The organism is Hydrogenophaga sp. T66 (assembly GCF_057219855.1).
The window spans coordinates 149611-171596 of the sequence record NZ_JBXVVX010000002.1; the positions used below are offsets into that span (position 1 = coordinate 149611).

Sequence of the window (21986 nt, forward strand, 5' to 3'; positions counted from 1 at the left end):
GCACGGCCTTCACCGCGCTCACCACGGCGCCCGGCTCAGGGCGCGGCGGGGGTTGAGGTCGCCGGCGCGCCCGATCGCGTGAGGCGACGCCAGCCCCGCAGCGCGGCCTGCGCGAGATCGTCCACGTAGGTGAACACCACCGGAATCACCAGCAGGCTCAACACGGTGGAGGTGATCAGGCCCCCGATCACCGCCAGGCCCATGGGCTGGCGGAAGCTGGGGTCCGCGCCCCAGCCCAGCGCAATCGGCATCATGCCGGCGCCCATGGCGATGGTGGTCATCACGATCGGGCGCGCGCGCTTGTGGCAGGCGTCAAGCAGCGCGTCCCAGCGCGACATGCCGTCGCGCCGCGCGATGATGGCGTAGTCCACCAGCAGGATCGAGTTCTTGGTGGCGATGCCCATGAGCATGATCAGACCGATCAGCGAGGGCATGGAGAACGAGCTGTTGGCGATCAGCAGCGCCACAAACGCGCCGCCCAGCGACAGCGGCAGCGCGGCCAGGATGGTCACGGGCTGCATGAAGCCCTTGAACAGCAACACCAGCACGATGTAGATGCACAAGACGCCCGCCAGCATCGCCAGACCGAAGCTGGTGAACAGCTCGGCCATGACCTCGGCGTCGCCGATGGTGGCCTGACGGACGCCCGCGGGCAGTTGCTGCAGGCTGGGCAGCGCGTTGATGGCTTTGGCGACCTCGCCCAGCGGCTGCCCGTTGAGCTCGATGTCGAAATTGATGTTGCGCTGCCGGTCATAGCGGTCGATCTGCGCCGGGCCGCTCTCGAAGCCGATGGTGGCCACGTTTGCCAGCGCGATCGGGCCGTCGCGGCCGGGCACGGTGAGCTGCCCCAGCAGCGCCGGATCGCGGCGCGCGGCGTCGTCCAGGCGCACCACGATCGGCACCTGACGCTGCGCCAGATTGAGCTTGGCCAGGTTGCTGTCGTAGTCGCCGCTCGTGGCCACGCGCAGCGTGTCGGCGATCGCCGCAGCGGTGACGCCGGCGGCCGCGGCGCGGGCCGGGTCGGGCCGCACCACCACCTCGGGCCGCACGAGGCTCGCGCTGGAGGCGATGTTGCCCAGGCCGGGGATGCCGCGCAGGTCCTTTTCCACGGCACGGGCGGCCTCGGCCAGCGCGTTGCCATCGTCGCCGGACAGAACCAGCACGTAGGTTTCGCCCGACCCGCCCAGCCCCACCTTCACGCGCGCGCCGGGCAGGACCTGCAGCGCGGTGCGGATGTCGTTCTCGATGGCCTGCTTCTTCAGGCCCGGGCGGTCCTGGCGCGCCGTCAGGCGCAGCGTGAGCGTGGCCTTGCGCACCTCGGCCATGCCACCGCCCATGAAGGGGTCGGTGCCCGACGCGCCGCCGCCGATGGTGGTGTAGACGCTCTTGACGTGCGGGTTCTGGCCGAGAATTTCGCGTGCCTGCTCGGCTACAGCGAGCGTGTCGCGCAGGGTGCTGCCGGGCGGCAATTCCAGCCGCACCTGCGATTGGCCAAAGTCGTCCGGCGGGATGAAACCGGTGGGCAGCAGCGGGATCAGGCTGATCGACCCGACGAAGAACGCGGCGGCGCCCAGCGTGGTGACCAGACGGTGCCGCAGGCACCAGGCGGCCGCCTTCATGTAGGCACTCATGACGCGCCCGTCGGCCGGCTCACCGCGCTGCACGATGGGCTTCATCAGGTAGGCCGCCATCATCGGCGTGAGCATGCGCGCGACCACCAGCGAGGCGAACACCGCCAGCGCCGCCGTCCAGCCGAACTGCTTGAAGAACTTGCCCGGAATGCCGCTCATGAACGCGGTGGGCAAGAACACGGCGATCAGCGTGAAGGTGGTGGCGATCACGGCCAGACCGATCTCATCGGCGGCCTCCATCGCCGCCTGGTAGGGCGTCTTGCCCATGCGCAGGTGGCGCACGATGTTCTCGATCTCCACGATCGCGTCGTCCACCAGGATGCCGATCACCAGCGAGAGGCTCAGCAGCGTGACCACGTTGATGCTGAATCCCAGCGCCCACATGCCGATGAACGCCGGGATCACCGACAAGGGCAGGGCCACCGCGGCGATGAAGGTGGCGCGCCAGTCGCGCAGGAAGGCCCAGACCACGATCACCGCCAGCAGCGCGCCCTCGTAGAGCAGCATCAGCGAGCCGTCGTAGTTTTCCACCACCGGGTCGACGAAGTTGAAGGCCTGCTCAAACTGCGCCTCCGGGTACTGCGCACGCAGGCGCTCGATCACGCGGGTCACGCCGGCATCCACCTCGATCTCGCTGGCGCCGCGGCTGCGCGTGATCTCGAAGCCGACGACGGACTTGCCGTCGAGCATGGCCAGGCTGCGCGGCTCGGCCACGGTGTCGGTGACGGTGGCCACCTGGTCGAGCCGGATGCGGCGGCCGTCGGACAGGGGAATGTCCAGCGCGGCCAGTTCGGCCGCCGAGCGCACGGTGGCAATGGTCCGCACCGCCTGCTCACCGCCGGCGAGATCAAGCCGTCCGCCGGACGATTCCTGTTGCACCGCGCGCAGCTGGCGAGAGACGTCGGCGGCGGTGGCGCCGAGGGCGAGCAGACGCGCCGGGTCCAAGGCCACGCGGACCTCGCGGGTCACCCCGCCGACGCGCGCGACCGAGCCCACGCCATTGACGCCGAGCAGCGCGCGCGTGACCTCGTTGTCCACGAACCAGCTCAGCGCCTCCTCATCCATGCGCGGGTTGGTCACGGTGTAGGTGAGGATGGGCGATCCCGAGAGGTTGAGCTTGCTGACCTGCGGGTCGCGCAGGTCGGCCGGCAGGTCGGCGCGCACGCGGTTGACCGCGTCGCGCACCTCATCGAGCGCCTCCTGCGTGGGTTTCTCCAGACGGAACTCGGTAGTCAGCGTGGCGACGCCGTCCTGCACCTGGGTGGTGATGTGCTTGACGCCCTGCAGCGTGGCGATCGAGTTCTCCAGCTTGCGCGCCACCTCGGTCTCCATCTGCGACGGCGAGGCGCCGGGCAGGGAGGCGGTGACGGTGATGGTGGGCAGCTCCAGGTCGGGGAACTGCTGGATCTTCATGGACTGGAAGGCCAGCGCGCCGCCCAGGGTGAGCAGCACGAAGACCATCAGCGCCGCGATCGGGTTGCGGATGGACCAGGCAGAAACGTTCATGGCAGGCTCCGTCGGTGCATCAGGAACGCGGCGCGTCGACGACGCGCACGAGGTCGCCATCCGTCAGGAAGGCGCCGCCGCGCACCACCACGCGGGCGGTGGCCGGCAGGCCGTCGATGGCCACGCGGTCGCCCTCGCGGCCCAGCACGCGCACCTTGCTGGCCCGCGCGCGGCTCTCGCCATCCACCAGCACCACCATCTCGAACCCGTCGCGCAGGATCAGCGCCGAGGCCGGTACGGTGAGCGCTGGCGCGCTGTCAAAGCGGAAACTGCCGCGCACAAACATGCCGGCCCGCACATCGCTGTTCTCGCCGGGCTTGAGATCGACATACACCAGCCCGTTGCGGGTGGCGGTGTCCACGGTGGGCGCCACGCGCCGCACCGCGCCTTCGACCACGGCGCCGCTGGGCGTGGTCACCCGCGCGGCCTGCCCTGCCCGCACGCGGCCGATGTCGGCCGACGGCACCTCGGCACGCCACTCCAGCCGCCCGCCCCGGATGAGCCGGAACAACTCCTGGCCCGCACCGGCCACCGCGCCGACCGTGGCGCTGCGCGCGCTGATGACGCCGGCGTCGGGCGCGCGCACCTCGGTCTGCGCCAGGCGCAACCGCTGGGCCTGCACGGTCGCTTCCTGCGCTGCCACGCGGGCCGCGGCGGTCTGCTCGGCGACCAGGAACTGCTGCACCGCCTGCTCGCTGAGCGCGCCGCTGCCGGCAATGCCGCGGGCGCGCTGCGCGTTGGCGGCGGCCTCGGCGAGCGTGGCCCGCGCTTCGGCCAACGCCGCCTCGGCCTGCGCCAGGTCGGCGCGCACCGGGGCGCTGTCGAAGCGGGCCAGCACAGCGCCGCGCGCCACGCGGTCACCCACGTCGGCGCGCACCTCGATCAGCCTCAGCCCCGCGGCCTCCGCGCCGACCAGCGCCTCCTGCCAAGGAGCGACGTTGCCGTTGACGTCGAGCGTGACCGGCAGCGTGGCCGACTGGGGCGCCACGGTCTGCACCGTGAGGGCGGGCTTGGCCGGGGCCGCGGCCGCCGGGGTGGCCGGCGCCTGGGCGCGGGATTCTCCGGCGGCGAGCACCCAGCCCAGCGCGAGGGCGGACACCAGCGCCGCGGCAACGGCGGTCAGGGCGCCGGGCGACGCGCCGGCCCGGCGGACGCGGGCGACCAGCCCGGACGGATGGGCCACAGGGGACGATGAAGACGAAACGGGCAACGACATGACAGGCTCCCGGAAGGGTCGGCGGAAAGGGGTCAGAAAGGGGGCGGAAAAGGGGCAAGAACAGAACTGGCGTCAAGCGGGGGGGGGCGCGGCGGCCAGACCTCATGGGCCGGCGGCGGACGGCGCGGCAGCGATCGGGGCCAGCGCCGAAGACCAGCCGCCGCCGAGGGCGCGGTACAGGGCGACCCACGCGGCGGTCTGCTCGCGGCGGTGCTCGATCAGCGCCGCTTGCGAGGCCAGCCGGTTGCGGCGGGCGTCTTCGAGCTCGAGGCGGCTGGCCAGGCCGTTGTCGGCCTGGGCCTGCACCGCCACGGCGGCGCGCTCGAACCGTTCGGCGGCCCGCTGCAGCGGCTCACGGCGGCGGTCGGCGGCATCCAGGCGGACCAGCGCTTCTTCCACCTCCCGCACGGCCACCCGCAGCCGCGCGGCGTAGTCGCTGCGCGCGGCGTCGTAGGCCGCGCGGGCGGCATCGGCGTTGGCGCGGCGCGCCCCGCCATCAAACAGGGGCAGCGTGACCTGCAGAGGCCCGAAGGACCAGACGCTGCCGTCGGTGCGCAGGCCCTGCGTGCGCAGGGCGGCGGCGCTCAGCGAACCGCTCAGGCTCACCCGCGGCAGGCGATCCGCCTCGCGCGCGTCCACATCGGCGGCGGCCGCCTCCAGCTCGCGGGCGGCGGCGAACAGGTCCGGCCGCTGCGCCAGCGCGACCGCCGGCACGCCGCCGACCACCAGCGTGGCGGGCGCGGGCACGCGGCCGGTGCCCGCGGCGAGCCGCTCGCGCAACATCGGCTCGTCCCAGGCGCTCAACGCCACCAGCGATTTCACCGTGCGATCGCACTGCGCGCGCCGTTCGGTGGCCTGCGCCGCGGCACTGTCGGCCTGGGCCTCGGCCTGATCGGCCACCAGGGGCGACTCCAGCCCGGCGCTGCGGCGCAGCGCCACCAGCCGCGCGCTCTCGGCCCGCGACCGGGCCTCTTCGTCGTCCAGGCGCACCTGGGCCTCGCAGGCGCGCAGGCTCAAGTAAGCGTCCACCACCTCGGCCGCCACCGCGACGCGCACGCCGTGGGCGTCGGCTTCGGCAGCCTGCAGGCGGGCCCGCGCGGCGTCGCGCTCGGCCCGGGCGCCGCCCAACAGGTCGATTTCCCAGCTGGCGGCCAGGCCCACCTGGGCGCTGGTGGCGGGCGCGGGCTGCGACAGGTCGGCGCGGGCGCGCGAGGCGCTGGCGCTGGCATTGAGTTGCGGGCCCAGCGCCGCGCCGGCGGCCACGCGCGTCGCGCGGGCTTGCGCGATGCGGCTGGCGGCGCTGGCGATGTCAGGGCTGACCGCCTGCGCGGCGTCGATCAGCGCGGGCAGCAGGGGATCGTCAAACTGCGACCACCACGCGGCGCCGGCCGCCACGCCGGCGGCCGCCGGCAAGGGTGCGAGCCAGGACGGCGGGGTCGCGGGCAAGGCGGGCACGGCGGGGGAGACCGCGTGGGCGGCGCCGACGCCCCACGCGAGAACGGCGGCGGCCAGCGCCCGGCGGGCGGGGCGGCCAGCCCGCGCGGGCAAACCGGAAAGAGGCAGATCGCTCATGGTGGTGACGGTGCAGAGAAAGGAGGTGCCGAGGCGGCGGGCGGGGTGGCGGCCGAGTTCCGGCGGGCGCGTTCGCGCTCCACCATGGCCTCGGCCTGGGTGGCCAGGAAATCGGCCCACGCCGACACACCCGCGGGGCCGTGCGGCAGGTCGGGGGCGATGGCGCGCATCACGTCGTGGCCAATGTGCAGGTGGATGCCCAGCGCGGCGATGCAGATGGCCAACCGCTGCACCGGCTCGTCCTGCGGCGGGCAGTCGAGGTGGCGAGCGATCACCCGGCACAGCAGGTCGTGCATCGGCTTGATCGCCACCGCCACCTCTTCTTCCCACAGGCCGGTGGGTTCGACCATTTCACGCATCCGCAGCTTGATGCACAGGCGCACCGCCTCCGTGTCGCACAAGGGCTCCAGAAACATGGCGTAGAAGCCGTCAAGCGCCTCGCGCAGCCCCAGCGCCGGATCGCGGTAACGCGCCATGTCGGCCTCCGGGTCGCCCATCGGCTCAAAAAAGACCGCGCGGTACAGGCCCGCCTTGTCGCCGAAGTAGTACCGGATGGCGGAGACGTTCACGCCGGCGGCCTGCGCGAGGTCGCGCACCGAGGTGGCCGCGTAGCCCCGCTCGGCAAACAAACGCAGGCCGGCCAGCACCAGCCGCTCGCGGCTGGCCTCGCCGTCGGCGCGGGCGGCGGGTGGCCGGGGAAAGGAAGCATCACCAGGGACGGGGGGCGGAGACATGGAACTCAGTGTAGCCAAATCAATCAAACGTTTGATTGAAATTCCGGGAAAACCCGGGGGTATTTCGCCAGCGCCGGCGTCATCACCCCCGGATCCGGTTCAAACTCCGCCGATTAGCACTCGAACAGTGAGAGTGCTAACATCAAATCCTGCACCACCGAAGGAGGTTGCCATGTCCCATACGCTCGTTCCCGCCACCCCCGCGGCCGCCGTGGCCGTGGCGTCGCCGTGGGCCAGCCGCTCGCTCACGCTGCCGCCGCTGGGCAACCTGGACGCCTACATCGCCGCGGTGAACCGCCTGCCCCTGCTCACGCTCGATGAAGAGCAGGACGCCGCACGCCGCCTGCGCGACCACAACGACCTGGAAGCCGCGGGCCGCCTGGTGATGTCCCACCTGCGCCTGGTGGTGTCGATCTCGCGCCAGTACCTTGGTTACGGCCTGCCCCAGGGTGACCTGATTCAGGAAGGCAACGTGGGCCTGATGAAAGCCGTCAAGCGCTTCGACCCCGACCAGGGCGTGCGGCTGGTGAGCTACGCCATGCACTGGATCAAGGCGGAGATCCACGAGTACATCCTGAAGAATTGGCGCATGGTCAAGCTGGCCACCACCAAGGCGCAGCGCAAGCTCTTCTTCAACCTGCGCTCGCGCAAGCAGGGGATGCGCGCCGAGGCGCTGGACGGCGACACGCACCGTGAGGTGCTGAGCGACCTGGAGGTCGGCCGCATGGCGCGCGACCTCAACGTCAAGCCCGACGAGGTGCGCGAAATGGAAACGCGCCTGGCCGGCGGCGACGTGGTGCTCGATCCGCTGCCCGGCGACGACAGCGAAGACGCCTTTGGCCCGATCGCCTACCTCGCCGACGCCACCCAGGAGCCGACCGCGGTGATCGAGTCGGCCCAGCGCGACCGCTTGGCCACCGAAGGCATCGCCCGCGCGCTCGGTGAACTCGACGACCGGGCCCGGCGCATCGTCACCGAGCGCTGGCTCAAGGTGAACGACGACGGCTCCGGCGGCATGACCCTGCACGAGCTGGCGGCCGAGTACGGCGTGAGCGCCGAACGCATCCGCCAGATCGAGGTGGCGGCCATGAAAAAAATGCGCAAGGCCCTGGCGGATTACGCCTGAGGAACATCGGTCCACGAACCGGTCCGCGCGCCGGTCCGCGGATACGCCTGAGGGTGTCGCCCGGCTGAGTCCCCAGAATGGGGCGGATGAACCCGCCCCACCCCACCGCATGGCCCGGCCCGCGCCGGGCCTTTCTTGGCGGCGCGCTGGCCCATCTGGGCGCCGTCATCCTGTGTCTGCTCGGACTGGTGGCCATGCCGGCGGCGATGGCCGAGACCGGGGTGCTGGTGCTGGACGGCCACCTGGCGCGCCACCGGCTGGAGCCTCACCTGTGGGTGGCTGTTGATGACAGCGGCCGGCTGGACGCGGCCGCGCTCGCCTCGAACGACGCGGCGCTGGCCTGGCGGCCTTTGCGCCGCGGCGAGCGGTTTCAGGTGGCAGACGGGAGTGTGCTGTGGCTGCGTTTTGACGTGCAGCTGCGAACCACCGAAGCACGCTGGGAGCTGGAGCTCGCGCGCTCAGGCACCGACCGCATCAGCGTCTACCACCAGACCGCCGACGGGTCGTGGGCCGCGCAGCACGCGGGCGACCGCCTCCCGGTGAGTGCCTGGACCAGCCCGGATCGCTTTCCGGTGTTCAGTCTCGACGCCGACCCGTACCGCACGATCCGCTATTGGGTGCGTGTCGAGCACGCGCGCGTGCCGTTTTCCGGCTCGTGGTGGGTGCGCGACCACCGGGACCTGCGCGAACAGCGCATCCAGGAGCAATTTTTGCTCGGCGCCTATTTCGGCATGGCGCTGCTGCTGGTGGTGGTCGCCAGCGCCAACGCGGTGGTGTTCCGCGACCCCAGTTTCGCCGCTTACGCGGTCTACATCTCGCTGCTCGGGCTGTCGCTGGCCGCGTCCCTCGGTGTGGGCGGCCAGTTCCTCTGGCCGGACAGCGCGCGCTGGAACCAGGCCTCGCAGTTCTGCCTGCTGCCGCTGGTCGGGATCGCCGGGCTGTTGTTCCTCAGGCAGGTGATCCAGCCGCGCCGGGTGGGCCGCACGCTGAGCGGCCTGACCACGCTCGTGTGCCTCGTCTGGCTGTTGGTCGTGGCCTGGGACGTGACCGCGCCCAGCGACGCCAGCCTGCACGCCAGCACGGCACTGGGCGCGGTGACGATTGGCCTGGGCCTCGCCATGACGCTGCGCGCCTGGCAGGCCGGCGACCGCTGGGCGCGCTGGGTGGCGCTGGGGGTGTGCCCGGTGCTGCTCGGGAGCCTGATTCCGGTCCTGCGCAACTTCAATCTGCTGGAATCCGACTTCCTGTCGCAGTACGGCATGGTGATCGCCGCGGCGATCGAGGCGCCGGTCCTCATCTACGCGCTGCTGCAGCGATCGTCGCTGCAACACGAAGCCCAGGTCCGCGCGCGGGCGCTCACGCTCACCGAGCCGCTGACCGGCCTGACCTACCGCCACCACTTCCTGCAACGGCTGCACGAGAGCCTCGTCCGCTCGCAACGCCACGGACACCAGAGTGCCCTGCTGCTGGTGCACCTGGACAACCACGACCACCTGCAAAACCGCCACGGCCGTGAGGTGGCCGACCGAGCGCTGGTGCTGGCGGCCTCGCTGCTGCGCTCCGAGGCCCGGGACATCGACACCGCCGCCCGCGTGGGCGACACCACGCTGGCGTGGCTGATGGAAGGGCCGATCCGGAGCCCACAGGCGCTGGCTGCCGCGACCGGGCTGGTGGCCAGCGGACTCAAAGAACACCGGCCTTTGCCCAGCGGGGCCAGCCTGCAGCTGCGCATCGTCGTGGCCATGCTGCCGGATGCCAGCGGCGAGTTCGGGACCGACGCCAAGGCCCACCTGGACTGGCTGACCCAGGGCCTGCTGGCCCTGGCCGAAGACCCGCGCAAAGCGATCCTGCGGCTCAACTTCTGAGCGGCGGCGCCCAGGCCCGGCGCTTCGCGCGACCGCTCAATGCTCGCGGCGCAGCGCCGGGAAGAGGATCACGTCGCGGATGCTGGGGCTGTCGGTCAACAGCATCATCAAGCGGTCAATGCCGATGCCACAGCCACCCGCCGGGGGCATGCCGTACTCGAGGGCGCGGATGTAGTCCGCGTCGAAGTGCATCGCTTCGTCGTCGCCGCCATCCTTCGCCGCCACCTGCGCATGAAAACGGGCGGCCTGGTCCTCGGCATCGTTGAGCTCCGAGAAGGCGTTGCCGAACTCGCGACCGGTGATGTAGAGCTCGAAGCGCTCGGTGATCTCCGGGCGGGTGTCGTTGGCGCGCGCCAGCGGCGAGATCTCCGTCGGGTGATCCATGATGAAGGTGGGATTCCAGAGCTGGTCCTCGACCTTTTCCTCGAAGAACATCACCTGCAGGCTGGCCAGGCTGCGCGTGGAGAGCTGCTCCTTCTCTTCGCTCAAACCGAGCTGACGCAGGCGCGAGATCAGCCAGTCACGGTCGTCCACGCGCTCGCCGGCATCGGTGTACTTCACGATCGCGTCGCGGATGGTGAGCCGCTCGAAGGGGGAGTCGATGTCGACGGACCGCCCTTGATAGGTCAACTCGCCGTCACCACGCACCGTGCGCACGAGATGGCGAATCAGCGCCTCGTTGAAGTCCATGAGGTCGCGGTAGTTCCAGTAGGCCGCGTAGAACTCCATCATGGTGAACTCGGGGTTGTGGCGAACCGAGATGCCTTCGTTGCGGAAATTGCGGTTGATCTCAAACACGCGCTCAAAGCCGCCCACCAGCAAGCGCTTGAGGTAGAGCTCGGGCGCGATGCGCAGGAACATCTCCTGGTCCAGCGCGTTGTGGTGGGTGATGAAGGGCTTGGCGTTGGCGCCTCCGGGAATGGGGTGGAGCATCGGCGTTTCCACCTCGAGGAAGCCGTGCTCAACCATGAAGCCGCGCAACGCCGAGATCGCCTTGCTGCGGGTGACGAAGCGCTGGCGCGCGCCCTCGTCGGTCATGAGGTCGACATAGCGCTGCCGGTACTTGATCTCCTGATCGTGCACGCCGTGGAACTTGTCGGGCAGCGGGCGCAGGCTCTTGGTGATCAGCCGGATGCGATCGGCGTGGATGGTCAATTCGCCGGTGCGGGTGCGGAAGAGCACGCCTTCGGCGGCCACGATGTCGCCCAGATCCCAGTGTTTGAAGGCGTTGTGCACCGCCTCCCCCACGGACTCGTTGTTCAGGTAGATCTGGATGCGGCCCCCGCTGGGGCCGAAGGAGGCGTCCTGCAGCGTGGCAAAGCTGGCCTTGCCCATCACCCGCTTGAGCATCATGCGCCCAGCCACGCTGGCGCGCACCGGCGAAGCCTCGAGCTGCTCCTTGGTGGTTTCGCCGTGGCGGGCGAACAGGTCTTCCGCGCGGTCCGCCGGCTTGTGGTCGTTGGGGAACGCGATGCCCTCGCCCCGGGCCTGCGCCTCCCGCAGCGCCTTGAGCTTCTCGCGCCGCTCGGCGATCAGCTGGTTGTCGTCGGGCGCCACGGGCGCGGCGGATTCGGGGGTGTTGGCAGGGGTCATGAATGAAAAGCGGGTTGGGCGCCCGATGGCGCGCAACCCGCAATTGTAGGGATGGGACCACGCCCTGCCGCGCTCACGCGCGACCACCTCAAGGGCGACTCGCCCCACGGCGCGGCCAAACGGGCTGCGTCCATCGGCCGCCGGAGCGCCGCCGCGCCGCCAGAATTCCCCGTCTGTCTTACTCGCCCAGGTAGGCGGCTCGCACCTTCGGGTCGTCCAGCATGTCGCGCGCGTTGCCGGTCATGATGATCTCGCCGGAGTCCATCACGTAGCCACGGTCGGCAATCTGCAGCGCGCGGCGGGCGTTCTGCTCCACCAGCACCACGGTCACGCCCTGGGCGTACACGTCGCGCACCACCTCGAAGATCTTGTCGACCATGATCGGCGACAGACCCATCGAGGGCTCATCGAGCAACAGCACCTTGGGCTGACTCATCAGCGCGCGGGCCATGGCCAGCATCTGCTGCTCACCGCCCGACATCGTGCCGGCCAGCTGATCCTTGCGCTCTTTCAGGCGCGGAAAGATGGTGAACATCCGCTCGATGTCGGCGTCGATGCCGCCCTTGTCGCTGCGGATGTACGCACCCATCTGCAGGTTCTCGGTGATGGTCATCCGGGTGAACACACCGCGACCTTCCGGAACCATCGCCAGGCCTTGCTTGACCAGGTCCCAGGCGCCTTTGCCCTTGATGCTCTGGCCCAGGTATTCCACGTCGCCGGCCTCCATGGCCAGCGAACCGGTCACGGCCTTCATGGTCGTGGTCTTGCCAGCGCCGTTGGAGCCGATCAGCGTGATCAGTTCACCTTCACGGACCTCCATGTCGATGCCCTTGACGGCCTTGATGCCGCCGTAGGACACCTTCAGGCCCTTGATCTTGAGAAGCGTGTTTGCCATGTCAAATTCCTTCAAGCGACCGCACCGGCCGAAGCTGCGGTACAGGGATACCAACTGCGCCACCGCGGACCACCGCGGAACCGGCTTGGCCGGGGCGGTGGTGTCGCCCCCTTGAGGGGGTCGCGCGCTGCGCGGCGGGGGCGCTGCATGTCAATGGCCACCGGTGCCGAGGTAGGCCTCGATCACCTTGGGGTCGCGCTGCACCTCGGCCGGGCTGCCGGACGACAGCTGCTTGCCGTAGTCGAGCACGGTGACGCGGTCACACAGGCCCATCACCAGCTTCACATCGTGCTCGATGAGCAGGATGGTGCGGTTGTCGTTGCGGATGCGGTCGATCAGCTCGCGCAGCTGCACTTTCTCGGTCGCGTTCATGCCGGCCGCCGGCTCGTCCAGCGCAATCAGCTGGGGGTCGGTGGCGAGCGCGCGGGCAATTTCCAGCCGGCGCTGGTCGCCGTAGCTCAGCGTGCGGGCGCGGTAGTCGGCAAACTTGCCGACGCCCACGTAGTCGAGCAACTCGCGGGCGCGGTCGGCGATTTCCTTCTCCTCGCGCTTGAAGCCCGGGGTGCGCAGGATCGCGCCCAGCAGGCCGGAATGGGTGCGCACGTGGCGACCCACCATCACGTTCTCCAGCGCGGTCATCTCGGCGAACAGCCGGATGTTCTGGAAGGTGCGGGCGATACCGGCCTTGGCGACCTGGTGGACCGCGGAGGGCGTGTAGGGCTTGCCGGCGAGCTCGAAGCTGCCGCTGTCGGGCGTGTACAGGCCGGTGAGCACGTTGAAGAACGTGGTCTTGCCTGCGCCGTTCGGACCGATCAGGCCATAGACCTGACCGCGCTTGATCTCAAGGCCCACGTCGCTCAGGGCCTGCAGGCCGCCGAAGCGCTTGGAGACGTTGGCCACTTTCAGGATGGTTTCACTCATGATGCCGGGCCTCCGCTCACTTGGACAGGGACTTGCCGTGCTCGGGCGACGGCCAGAGCCCCTTCGGACGCAGCAGCATGATGATGATCATGGCCAGGGCGATCAGCAGCTGGCGCAGGATCTCGGGGCCGAGGCGACCGTCGGTCATGGCCGTCAGCGGGTGCGCCACGTGGCGCAGCAGCTCGGGCAGGCCGGCCAGCACGAGCGCGCCGAGGATCACGCCGGGGATGTGACCCAGGCCACCGAGCACCACCATCGCCACGATCATCACCGACTCCATCAGGATGAAGGACTCGGGGTAGACGCCGCGCATCAGCGAGGCAAACAGCACACCGGAGACGCCGCCGAAGGTGGCGCTCATGCCGAAAGCGGCGAGCTTGAGGTTGCGGGTGTTCAGGCCCATGGCCTTGGCGGCGATCTCGTCTTCGCGGATGGCCATCCAGGCGCGACCGATGCGCGACTGCTCCAGGCGGCTGGCCACGATCACGGCGATCACCACGAAGAACAGGATCAGGTAGTAGTACAGCGTGACCGACTGGAAGGTGTAGCTGAAGCTGCCGAGATTGATCTCCAGCGGTCGGGACATGCTGTGGCCGAACACGGACACGGCGTCGACGTTGCTGATGCCCTTGGGGCCGTTGGTCAGGTTGATCGGGCGGTCGAGGTTGAGCATGAAGATGCGCACGATCTCGCCGAAGCCCAGCGTCACGATGGCGAGGTAGTCGCCGCGCAGCTTGAGCACCGGAAAGCCCAGCATCAGCCCGGTCAATCCCGCCAGCACCCCGGCAAACACCATCGCGATCCAGAAATTCAGGTGCAAGCCGTCGGGGAACTGCGCGGCCAGCGCCGGGAAGTTGTCGGTCAGATGCGGCGAAGCCAGCAGACTGTAGAAATAGGCACCCACCGCGAAGAACGCGATGAAGCCGAGGTCGAGCAGGCCGGCGTGGCCCACCACGATGTTCAGGCCCAGGGCCAGCAGCACATACAGCAGCGCGATGTCGACGATGCGCATCCAGGAGTTGCTGCCGGTGGCCTGCAAGGCCATGGGCAGCAGCAGCAGGGCCACCGCCACGATGGCGAAGGCAATCAGTTTGGCGCTTTTCGAGTTCATGGGGCGTCTCCTTCGGCGTCAGGCGCGGTCGGCCACACGTTCACCCAGCAGGCCCGAGGGGCGCAGGGTCAGCACCAGGGCCAGCACGATGAAGGCGAAGATGTCGGTGTACTGGCTGCCCAGGAAACCGCCGGTGAGCTTGCCCAGATAACCCGCGCCGAGGGCTTCGATCAGACCGAGCAGCACGCCGCCGAGCACCGCACCGCCCAGGTTGCCAATGCCACCCATCACCGCGGCCACGAAGGCCTTCAGGCCGGGCATGAAGCCCATGGCGTGTTGCACGGTGCCGTAGTTGGAGGCCCACATCACGCCGGCGATGGCCGCCAGCATGGCGCCGATGATGAAGGTGGCGGAAATCACGACGTCGGGCTTGACGCCCATCAGCGCTGCCACGCGGGGGTTCTCGGCGGTGGCGCGCATCGCGCGGCCGAGGTTGGTGCGGTTGACCAGCCACATCAGCAGGGCCAGCACGATGGCGGTGGTGGCCAGGATGGCAATCTGCGTCACCGAGATCACCGCGCCGCCGATTTCGATCGGCTCGCGCGAGAGCATCGACGGGTAAGACTTGGGGTTCGGCTTCCAGATGATCATCGCCAGCGTCTGCAGCAGGATCGACATACCGATCGCGGTGATCAGGGGCGCCAACCGTGGCGAGTTGCGCAGGCGCCGGTAGGCCAGTTTCTCGATCGAGAAATTGAGCACCGCGCAGACGACCATCGCGATCAGCGTGGCCAGCAACAGGATCATCCAGCCGGGCAGGCCGGTGGAGGCACTCATCATCCAGCCGATGATGGTCCAGCTCGTCAGCGCGCCCACCATGAGCACGTCACCGTGGGCGAAGTTGATGAGACCGATGATGCCGTACACCATGGTGTAGCCCAAGGCGACCAGCGCGTACATGCTGCCCAGCACCAGACCGTTGATGATCTGCTGTAGCAAAACTTCCATGAAGGTTCTCCGTGTTTGTGACCGGCAGGGCGGCGTGGGTACGCAACCCCCTGTAACAACCTAGCAAAAAACCCGCCACAACGGCCCTTGGTAAAGGGCGATTGGCGGGTCGGCGGCGGATTGTAGCGACCCCTTCTTGGGGGACGCATGCGGGCTTGCCCTGACAAATCAAGGGTTTACCCTGATACCCGGGGGCGGTATCGGGCCTGCATGAGCGCAAATGGCCCGGTATTAGCTTTTCTGATCGTTCAAGCGCTGCAGTTCCCGCAGCTTATCGGCGATGCGCGCCTCCAGCCCCCGGTCAACGGGACGGTAAAAGCGCGGCGGCGCCATCCCGTCGGGCAGGTAGGTTTCCCCCGCCGCGAACCCGCCCTCCTCGTCGTGGGCGTAGCGGTAACCTTTGCCGTAGTCCAGGTCCTTCATGAGCCGGGTCGGTGCATTGCGCAGGTGCAGGGGCACCGGACGGGTGCCATCCTTCTTCACGAAGGCGCGCGCCTCGTTGTAAGCCTTGTAGACGGCGTTGGACTTGGCGGCCACCGCCAGGTACACCACGCACTCGGCCAGGGCCAGCTCACCCTCCGGACTGCCCAAGCGCTCGTAGACCTCGGCGGCGTCGAGCGCCAGACGCAGCGCCCTGGGGTCGGCCAGGCCGATGTCCTCGGTCGCCATCCGGATCAGGCGGCGCGCCAGATAGCGCGGGTCGGCGCCACCGTCGAGCATGCGCACGAACCAGTACAACGCCGCGTCGGGGTCCGAGCCGCGCACGCTTTTGTGCAGGGCGCTGATGGTGTCGTAGAACTGCTCGCCGCCCTTGTCATAGCGGCGCATGCGCTCGCCCAGCACCTTGAGCAGCCAGGCGTCGGTGATCTCGGCCAGCCGCTCGCGCCCCGCCGCCACGGCCAGCGTTTCCAGGGTGTTGAGCAGTCGCCGGGCGTCGCCGTCGGCGTAAGCAATGAGCCGGGCCAGCGCGGCCTCGTCGGCCGCCGGCACCGCGCCGATCGCCTGCGCCTTGGCCACAATGCCGCGCAGGTCCTCGTCGGTGAGCGGCTGCAAGACATAGACCGCCGCCCGGGACAGCAGAGCCGAATTCACCTCGAACGAGGGGTTTTCGGTGGTGGCACCGATGAAGGTGAACAGGCCGCTCTCGACGTGGGGGAGAAAGGCGTCCTGCTGGCTCTTGTTGAAGCGGTGCACCTCATCCACGAACACGATGGTGCGCTGGCTCTGCAGGCCGCCACGCGCTGCCTCGGCGCGCTCCACCGCCTCGCGGATGTCCTTCACGCCACCGAGCACGGCGCTGATGGTGATGAACTGCGCGTCGAAGGCGTCGGCCATGAGCCGGGCGATCGTCGTCTTGCCGACCCCGGGCGGCCCCCAGAGGATGCAGCTGTGCGGCTGGCCGGACTCGAAGGCCAGACGCAGGGCCATGCCGTCGCCGAGCAGGTGCTGCTGACCGACGACCTCGCCCAGCGTGCGCGGGCGCAGCCGCTCGGCCAGCGGCACGTGGGCTTCGGCGCGGGTGGCGGTCACGGGCGGATCACATCGGCCCCGGGCGGCGGGGTGAAGCGGAAGTCGGCGGCGCCCAGACCGGGGTTGCTGCGCCAGTCCTGGAAACGGATCTGCGAGCGCTGCCCCAGCCCGTCCTCGATGTCCATGGCGGCGATCTGCCCGCCCTGCAGACCCAGGCGGATCAGCCGCAGCTGACCGTCCGCCTGGCGAGGCCGCGCCTCCACCCAGCTCAGGCCGTCCCGGTCGGGCGCAGCGCGCAACTCAAAGGCCGCCGACAGCGACTTGAGATCCTTGGCCGAAGCGATGAGCGCGGCGGGGGTGCTGCCCAGGGCGTATTTCTGCGACCGGGCGGTCACCTGGTTGAGGTCGATGTCGTGCAGCCACAGGGTCTGACCGTCCGCGACGATCACCTGGGGGAAGGGCTTGGCGTAGTCAAACCGGAAGCGATCAGGCCGCTGGAACGCGAAGCTGCCGCTGGATGCACGCACGCGTGGCGTGGCCTCGCCGCTGCGCGGGGGCGCGGTCACGGTCTGGGTGAAAGAGGCACGGGCGCTGCCCACGTTCTGCAGAAAGCTTTCCAGCGCCTGCAGGCCATCGGCCCACGCGACCGATGCGGTGGCGGCCAGCGCGCTGGCCAGGAGAAATCGGCGGATCGGGTGTTTCATGGGCGGTCAGAGCCGGGCGGCGCCGGCGAGTTTCAGCCCTCGCGGCGTCAGTCGCCGCGCGGCGGGGTGAGGATGTCTCGCTGGCCGCTGGACGTGAGCGCGCTGACCAGGCCGGCCTTTTCCATGTCTTCCAGCAGGCGCGCGGCGCGGTTGTAGCCGATCTTGAGCTTGCGCTGCACGTACGAGATGCTGGCTTTGCGGTCTTGCAGCACGATCGCCACCGCCTGATCGTAGAGCGGGTCTTTCTCGCCGCCCGCATCGCCCCCGGCTTCGCCGAATCCATCGCCGCCCTCGCCGTCGGCGCCCGCGCCATCGAGCACGCCGTCCACGTAGTTCGGCTCCCCGCCCTGCTCCTTCAGATAGGCCACCACCCGGTGCACTTCGTCGTCGCTCACGAAGGCGCCGTGCACGCGGATCGGAAAGCCGGTGCCCGAGGGCATGTACAGCATGTCGCCCATGCCCAGCAGGCTCTCGGCACCCATCTGGTCGAGGATGGTGCGGCTGTCAATCTTGCTGCTGACCTGGAAGGACAGCCGCGTGGGGATGTTGGCCTTGATCAGGCCGGTGATGACGTCCACGCTGGGCCGCTGCGTGGCCAGGATCAGGTGAATGCCGGCCGCGCGTGCCTTTTGGGCCAGGCGGGCGATCAGCTCCTCGATCTTCTTGCCGACCACCATCATCAGGTCGGCCAGTTCGTCGATCACCACCACGATGTAAGGCAGGCGCTCCAGAGGCTCAGGCTGCTCCGGCGTGAGGCTGAAAGGATTGCCGATGGATTCGCCGCGGGCGGTGGCGTCGTCGATCTTGGCGTTGAAGCCGGCGAGGTTGCGCACGCCCAGCTTGCTCATGAGCTTGTAGCGCTTCTCCATCTCGGCCACGCACCAGTTCAGGCCGTTGGCCGCGTGCTTCATGTCGGTAACCACCGGCGCGAGCAGATGCGGGATGCCTTCGTAGACGCTCATCTCGAGCATCTTCGGGTCGATCAGCAACAGGCGGACGTCCTTGGGGTCGGCCTTGTACAGCAGCGACAGGATCATCGCGTTGATGCCCACCGATTTGCCCGAACCGGTGGTGCCGGCCACCAGGCAATGCGGCATCTTGGCCAGATCGGCCACGACCGGCAGTCCGCCGATGTCCTTGCCCAGGCCCATGGTGAGCAGGCTCTTGGCGTCGTTGTAGACCTGCGATCCGAGGATTTCGGACAGACGGATGGTCTGCCGCTTGGCGTTGGGCAGTTCCAGCGCCATCAGGTTCTTGCCCGGGATGGTCTCGATCACGCGAATCGACACCAGCGACAGCGAACGCGCCAGGTCCCGGCTGAGGTTGACGATCTGCGAGCCCTTGACGCCCGTGGCCGGCTCGATCTCGTAGCGCGTGATGACCGGACCCGGCGCCGCCGCCACGACCCGCACCTCCACGCCAAAGTCCTTGAGCTTCTTTTCAATCAGGCGGCTCGTCATCTCGAGCGTCTGCGGGTCCACGCCCGCCTGTTGCGACGGGGGCGCATCCAGCAGATCGACCTGCGGCAGCTTGCTGTCGGGCAGGTCGGTGAACAACGGCTTCTGCCGCTCCTTGGCCACCCGCTCACTCTTGGGCACGTCCACCACCGCCGGTTCGATCACCACCGGCATCGGGTGGTGCTCCTCGATCTCCACCCGCTCGACCTTCACCACCTCTTCGCGTTCGCGCGCCGCCCGGGCTCCGATGCGCTGATCCTCCACCGCCTCGCGCTTCTCGCGGCGCGCCTCGAACCAGCCATCGAGACGCTGCCCCAAGGCTTCGGCCCAGTGGCCCCACGTGAAGCGAAACACCACCGGCAGGCACACCAGCGCCACCGCCAGCAAGACCAGCGCCGCTCCCGTGAATCCCACACCGCGCTGCACCAGCGGCCCCAGCCATTGCCCCAACACGCCGCCGGCAGCCCCCGGCAACGCCGCATCCAGCCGGTGGAGCCGGCCCCACTCCAGTGCGGTACTCGCCCCCATCAGGCCCATGAGCGCCGCGGCGTAGCCAGCCCGCCGGACCGCGGGCCGCTGCCACCAGCGTTCGCCCTGTTCCGGTGCCGGCGCCGGTGCGCTGCGCAGCCAGCGCGCCAGCGTCGCCAACCACGCACGCACGCCGGCAAAAAACAGCCACCACACCGAAAAGCCGAACAGAAAGTAACTGGCATCGGCCAGCAGCGCGCCAAAACGCCCGGCCCAGTTCCCCACGGCGGCACCCGCGCCGGTCGTGCTCCACGCCGGGTCGGCCAGCGAGTGGCTCAGCAGCGCGATCAGCCAGATCAACAAGGCGGCCGCGCCCAGGACGAGCGCGATTTCCTGCGCAAAGCGCGCGACACCGCCCGGCGCAGCGGTGGCGCGGTCGGCGTTGAGGGTATTGAGGGAGTACGTCATGGACCAGCGGGCGTCGGCGGGGAGCTTACCCCAAGCCCGCCCCGGTCCGGCGGGTCAACCGAGGGAACTCAGCCGCTCTTTGATCACGGTGGCGCCCGCCTCGGTCACCTCGATGAACCCCCGCTCTTCGAGGTCCTTCATCACCCGGCTGACCATCTCGCGCGAGGCACCGATCATCTTGGCCACGTCCTGGCGGGACACGCGGTCCTTGATGACCAGGCGCCCCTCCTTGTCGGGCTGGGCAAACTCCAGCAGCGCGCGCGCCACCCGGCCGTACACGTCCATGAGGGCCAGCGATTCGATCTTGCGGTCGGCGTGCCGCAGCCGCTGCACCAAGCCGCGCATGATGGCGTAGGCCATCGACGAGTTTTCGGGCAGACACCGGGCAAATTCGTTGCGCCCCAGGATCAGCACATCGGTCTGCACCTCGCAGCGCACGGTGGCCGAGTGAGGCTGGTTGTCGATCAGGCTCATCTCGCCCACATAGTCGCCCGGGTTCATGGTGGCCAGGATCACCTCGCGGCCGCGGGTGTCGGTGGTCACCACCCGGGCGCGGCCCGTCAGGACAATCGACAGAGCGTTGGATTTTTTGCCCTGCTCCACGATGCATTCGCCGCGCTTGAAGCGGCGCTTGACGACCGCATCGGCCACCGACTCGGCCTGCGCCTGCGTCAGGGTGGCAAACAGCGGCACACGGCGGATGAGGTCCAGATTCGAGAGGATCGACATGCGTGTATTCCCTTGGCGTTCGGGCGTTCAACGGGCCCTTCCTACAATACGCAAGGCGCGCCGCACCGGATGTCAAGACGGGTTGACTTTGCGGCCGACAGCCTCACCTCACACGCCAACTCTAAACCAAATACCCCCGTCCGTCGCGCGGAGCCGCCTCCCATGAAACACGCCCACGTCCTGATCCTCGGCTCCGGTCCCGCCGGCTACACGGCCGCCGTCTATGCCGCCCGTGCCAACCTCAAGCCCGTGCTGATCACCGGCATCGCCCAGGGTGGCCAGCTCATGACGACCACCGAAGTCGACAACTGGCCGGCCGACGCGCAAGGCGTACAAGGCCCGGACCTGATGCAGCGCTTCCTTGCCCACGCCGAGCGCTTCAACACGGAAATCGTGTTCGATCACATTAATGCCGTCGACTTTTCGCGCCGGCCCTTCGTGCTCAAGGGCGACAGCGGCGAGTACAGCTGCGACGCGCTGATCATCGCCACCGGCGCCTCCGCCAAGTACCTGGGCCTGCCCTCGGAAGAGGCGTTCATGGGCAAAGGCGTCTCCGGTTGCGCGACCTGCGACGGTTTCTTCTACCGCAACGAGGTGTGCTGCGTGGTCGGCGGCGGCAACACCGCGGTCGAGGAGGCCCTGTACCTGTCGAACATCGCCAGCAAGGTCTACCTGATCCACCGCCGCGACAGCTTCCGGGCCGAAGCGATCATGGTCGACAAGCTCATGGAAAAAGTCGCCGCCGGCAAGATCGAGCTCAAGCTGCACAGCACGCTCGACGAGGTGCTGGGCGACGCCACCGGCGTGACCGGCGTTCGCATCCGCCGCACCACCGACGGTGGCACCGAGGACCTCGCCCTCAAAGGCTGCTTCATCGCCATCGGGCACCAGCCCAACACCGACATCTTCAAGGGCCAACTGGAGATGAAGGACGGCTACATCGTCACCCGCTCGGGTCTGAACGGCATGGCCACCATGACCAGCGTTCCGGGGGTGTTTGCGGCGGGCGACGTGCAGGACCATGTCTACCGGCAGGCCATCACCAGCGCCGGCACCGGCTGCATGGCCGCGCTCGACGCCCAGCGTTTCCTGGAGCAGCAAAGCGCCTGACACGGGGCCGCAACCGACCCCGGTTTGCGGCGCGCCGCGGGGCAGGCTATAATTGCGGGCTTTGCTGCGTTTTCCGCCCCCGGGCTCGCCGTCCGGCTGGGAACCTGCGATCAACGGGATACCGCCACCCTTTTCATGGCGAGGTGAGGCCGATGCGCCAGGATGGTGCCCCCAGCGGGCGCGCACCATCCTCCGGCGGCGGCTGTTTATAGCGATCGGAGTGTCCACATGGCACGCGTCTGCGACGTCACGGGCAAAAAGCCCATGGTCGGGAACAACGTTTCCCACGCCAACAACAAAACCAAGCGCCGGTTCCTGCCGAACCTGCAATACCGCCGTTTCTGGGTCGAGAGCGAGAACCGCTGGGTTCGTCTGCGCGTCTCGGGCGCCGCACTGCGCCTGATCGACAAGAACGGTATCGATGCGGTGCTCGCCGACCTGCGCGCCCGTGGCCAGGCTTAA

General features: G+C 69.1%; 17 protein-coding genes. 4 read left to right on the forward strand and 13 right to left on the reverse strand.

Translation table 11 applies throughout. From position 1 onward, the window contains the following. Nucleotides 1–35: 35 nt before the first annotated feature. The 4 genes from AC2D80_RS09700 to AC2D80_RS09715 all read right to left on the reverse strand — a co-directional run bounded on the left by AC2D80_RS09700 (nucleotide 36) and on the right by AC2D80_RS09715 (nucleotide 6659). Nucleotides 36–3137 carry an efflux RND transporter permease subunit gene (locus AC2D80_RS09700; protein WP_484632812.1) on the reverse strand — a complete coding sequence of 1034 codons (3102 nt, stop codon included), beginning with the start codon at nucleotides 3135–3137 and terminating at the stop codon, nucleotides 36–38. A 19-nt stretch (nucleotides 3138–3156) separates the two neighbouring features. After that, nucleotides 3157–4353, reverse strand: coding sequence for an efflux RND transporter periplasmic adaptor subunit (locus AC2D80_RS09705; RefSeq protein ID WP_484632813.1), 1197 nt, complete (start codon nucleotides 4351–4353; stop codon nucleotides 3157–3159). 102 nt (nucleotides 4354–4455) lie between these two features. Then, nucleotides 4456–5925, reverse strand: coding sequence for an efflux transporter outer membrane subunit (locus tag AC2D80_RS09710; RefSeq protein ID WP_484632814.1), 1470 nt, complete (start codon nucleotides 5923–5925; stop codon nucleotides 4456–4458). Next, nucleotides 5922–6659 carry a CerR family C-terminal domain-containing protein gene (locus tag AC2D80_RS09715; RefSeq protein ID WP_484632815.1) on the reverse strand — a complete coding sequence of 246 codons (738 nt, stop codon included), beginning with the start codon at nucleotides 6657–6659 and terminating at the stop codon, nucleotides 5922–5924. The genes AC2D80_RS09710 and AC2D80_RS09715 overlap by 4 nt, the downstream gene beginning before the upstream one ends. A 172-nt stretch (nucleotides 6660–6831) precedes the next feature. Between AC2D80_RS09715 and rpoH the strand changes: the two genes are divergently transcribed. Together rpoH and AC2D80_RS09725 are read left to right on the forward strand one after the other, a co-directional pair. Beyond that, on the forward strand, nucleotides 6832–7785 hold the full coding sequence (gene rpoH, locus AC2D80_RS09720) for an RNA polymerase sigma factor RpoH (RefSeq protein WP_484632816.1): 954 nt from the start codon (nucleotides 6832–6834) through the stop codon (nucleotides 7783–7785). Between the two features lie 86 nt (nucleotides 7786–7871). Then, on the forward strand, nucleotides 7872–9650 hold the full coding sequence (locus AC2D80_RS09725; RefSeq protein ID WP_484632817.1) for a sensor domain-containing diguanylate cyclase: 1779 nt from the start codon (nucleotides 7872–7874) through the stop codon (nucleotides 9648–9650). A gap of 36 nt (nucleotides 9651–9686) precedes the next feature. Here AC2D80_RS09725 and lysS read toward each other — a convergent pair whose 3' ends face one another. The 9 genes from lysS to AC2D80_RS09770 all read right to left on the reverse strand — a co-directional run bounded on the left by lysS (nucleotide 9687) and on the right by AC2D80_RS09770 (nucleotide 20414). Further along, the gene (gene lysS, locus AC2D80_RS09730) at nucleotides 9687–11243 is read right to left on the reverse strand and encodes a lysine--tRNA ligase (RefSeq protein ID WP_484632818.1); all 1557 of its coding nucleotides are present in this window, start codon (nucleotides 11241–11243) and stop codon (nucleotides 9687–9689) included. A 178-nt stretch (nucleotides 11244–11421) separates the two neighbouring features. Further along, entirely contained in the window at nucleotides 11422–12138 is a 717-nt protein-coding gene (locus tag AC2D80_RS09735) for an ABC transporter ATP-binding protein (protein ID WP_484632819.1), read from the reverse strand. Between the two features lie 150 nt (nucleotides 12139–12288). Then, the gene (locus AC2D80_RS09740) at nucleotides 12289–13059 is read right to left on the reverse strand and encodes an ABC transporter ATP-binding protein (protein WP_484632820.1); all 771 of its coding nucleotides are present in this window, start codon (nucleotides 13057–13059) and stop codon (nucleotides 12289–12291) included. A gap of 16 nt (nucleotides 13060–13075) precedes the next feature. After that, a complete protein-coding gene (locus AC2D80_RS09745) occupies nucleotides 13076–14170 on the reverse strand; it encodes an ABC transporter permease subunit (protein WP_484632821.1) in 1095 nt (364 codons plus the stop codon). Between the two features lie 18 nt (nucleotides 14171–14188). Further along, nucleotides 14189–15118, reverse strand: a complete 930-nt coding sequence (locus tag AC2D80_RS09750) for a branched-chain amino acid ABC transporter permease (RefSeq protein ID WP_484632822.1) — start codon at nucleotides 15116–15118, stop codon at nucleotides 14189–14191. 231 nt (nucleotides 15119–15349) lie between these two features. Next, nucleotides 15350–16648 (reverse strand): replication-associated recombination protein A, encoded by a 1299-nt coding sequence (locus AC2D80_RS09755; protein ID WP_484632823.1) that lies wholly within the window; start codon nucleotides 16646–16648, stop codon nucleotides 15350–15352. Continuing rightward, entirely contained in the window at nucleotides 16645–17292 is a 648-nt protein-coding gene (lolA, locus tag AC2D80_RS09760; protein ID WP_484632824.1) for an outer membrane lipoprotein periplasmic chaperone LolA, read from the reverse strand. The genes AC2D80_RS09755 and lolA overlap by 4 nt, the downstream gene beginning before the upstream one ends. A gap of 47 nt (nucleotides 17293–17339) precedes the next feature. Next, nucleotides 17340–19685, reverse strand: coding sequence for a DNA translocase FtsK (locus AC2D80_RS09765; protein WP_484632825.1), 2346 nt, complete (start codon nucleotides 19683–19685; stop codon nucleotides 17340–17342). 54 nt (nucleotides 19686–19739) lie between these two features. After that, the gene (locus AC2D80_RS09770) at nucleotides 19740–20414 is read right to left on the reverse strand and encodes a Crp/Fnr family transcriptional regulator (RefSeq protein ID WP_484632826.1); all 675 of its coding nucleotides are present in this window, start codon (nucleotides 20412–20414) and stop codon (nucleotides 19740–19742) included. Nucleotides 20415–20576: 162 nt separating this feature from the next. On the opposite strand from AC2D80_RS09770, the gene trxB reads away from it, so the two are divergent. Both trxB and rpmB read left to right on the forward strand, forming a co-directional pair. Continuing rightward, nucleotides 20577–21524 (forward strand): thioredoxin-disulfide reductase, encoded by a 948-nt coding sequence (trxB, locus tag AC2D80_RS09775; RefSeq protein WP_484632827.1) that lies wholly within the window; start codon nucleotides 20577–20579, stop codon nucleotides 21522–21524. 228 nt (nucleotides 21525–21752) lie between these two features. Beyond that, on the forward strand, nucleotides 21753–21986 hold the full coding sequence (gene rpmB, locus AC2D80_RS09780; RefSeq protein ID WP_056269541.1) for a 50S ribosomal protein L28: 234 nt from the start codon (nucleotides 21753–21755) through the stop codon (nucleotides 21984–21986).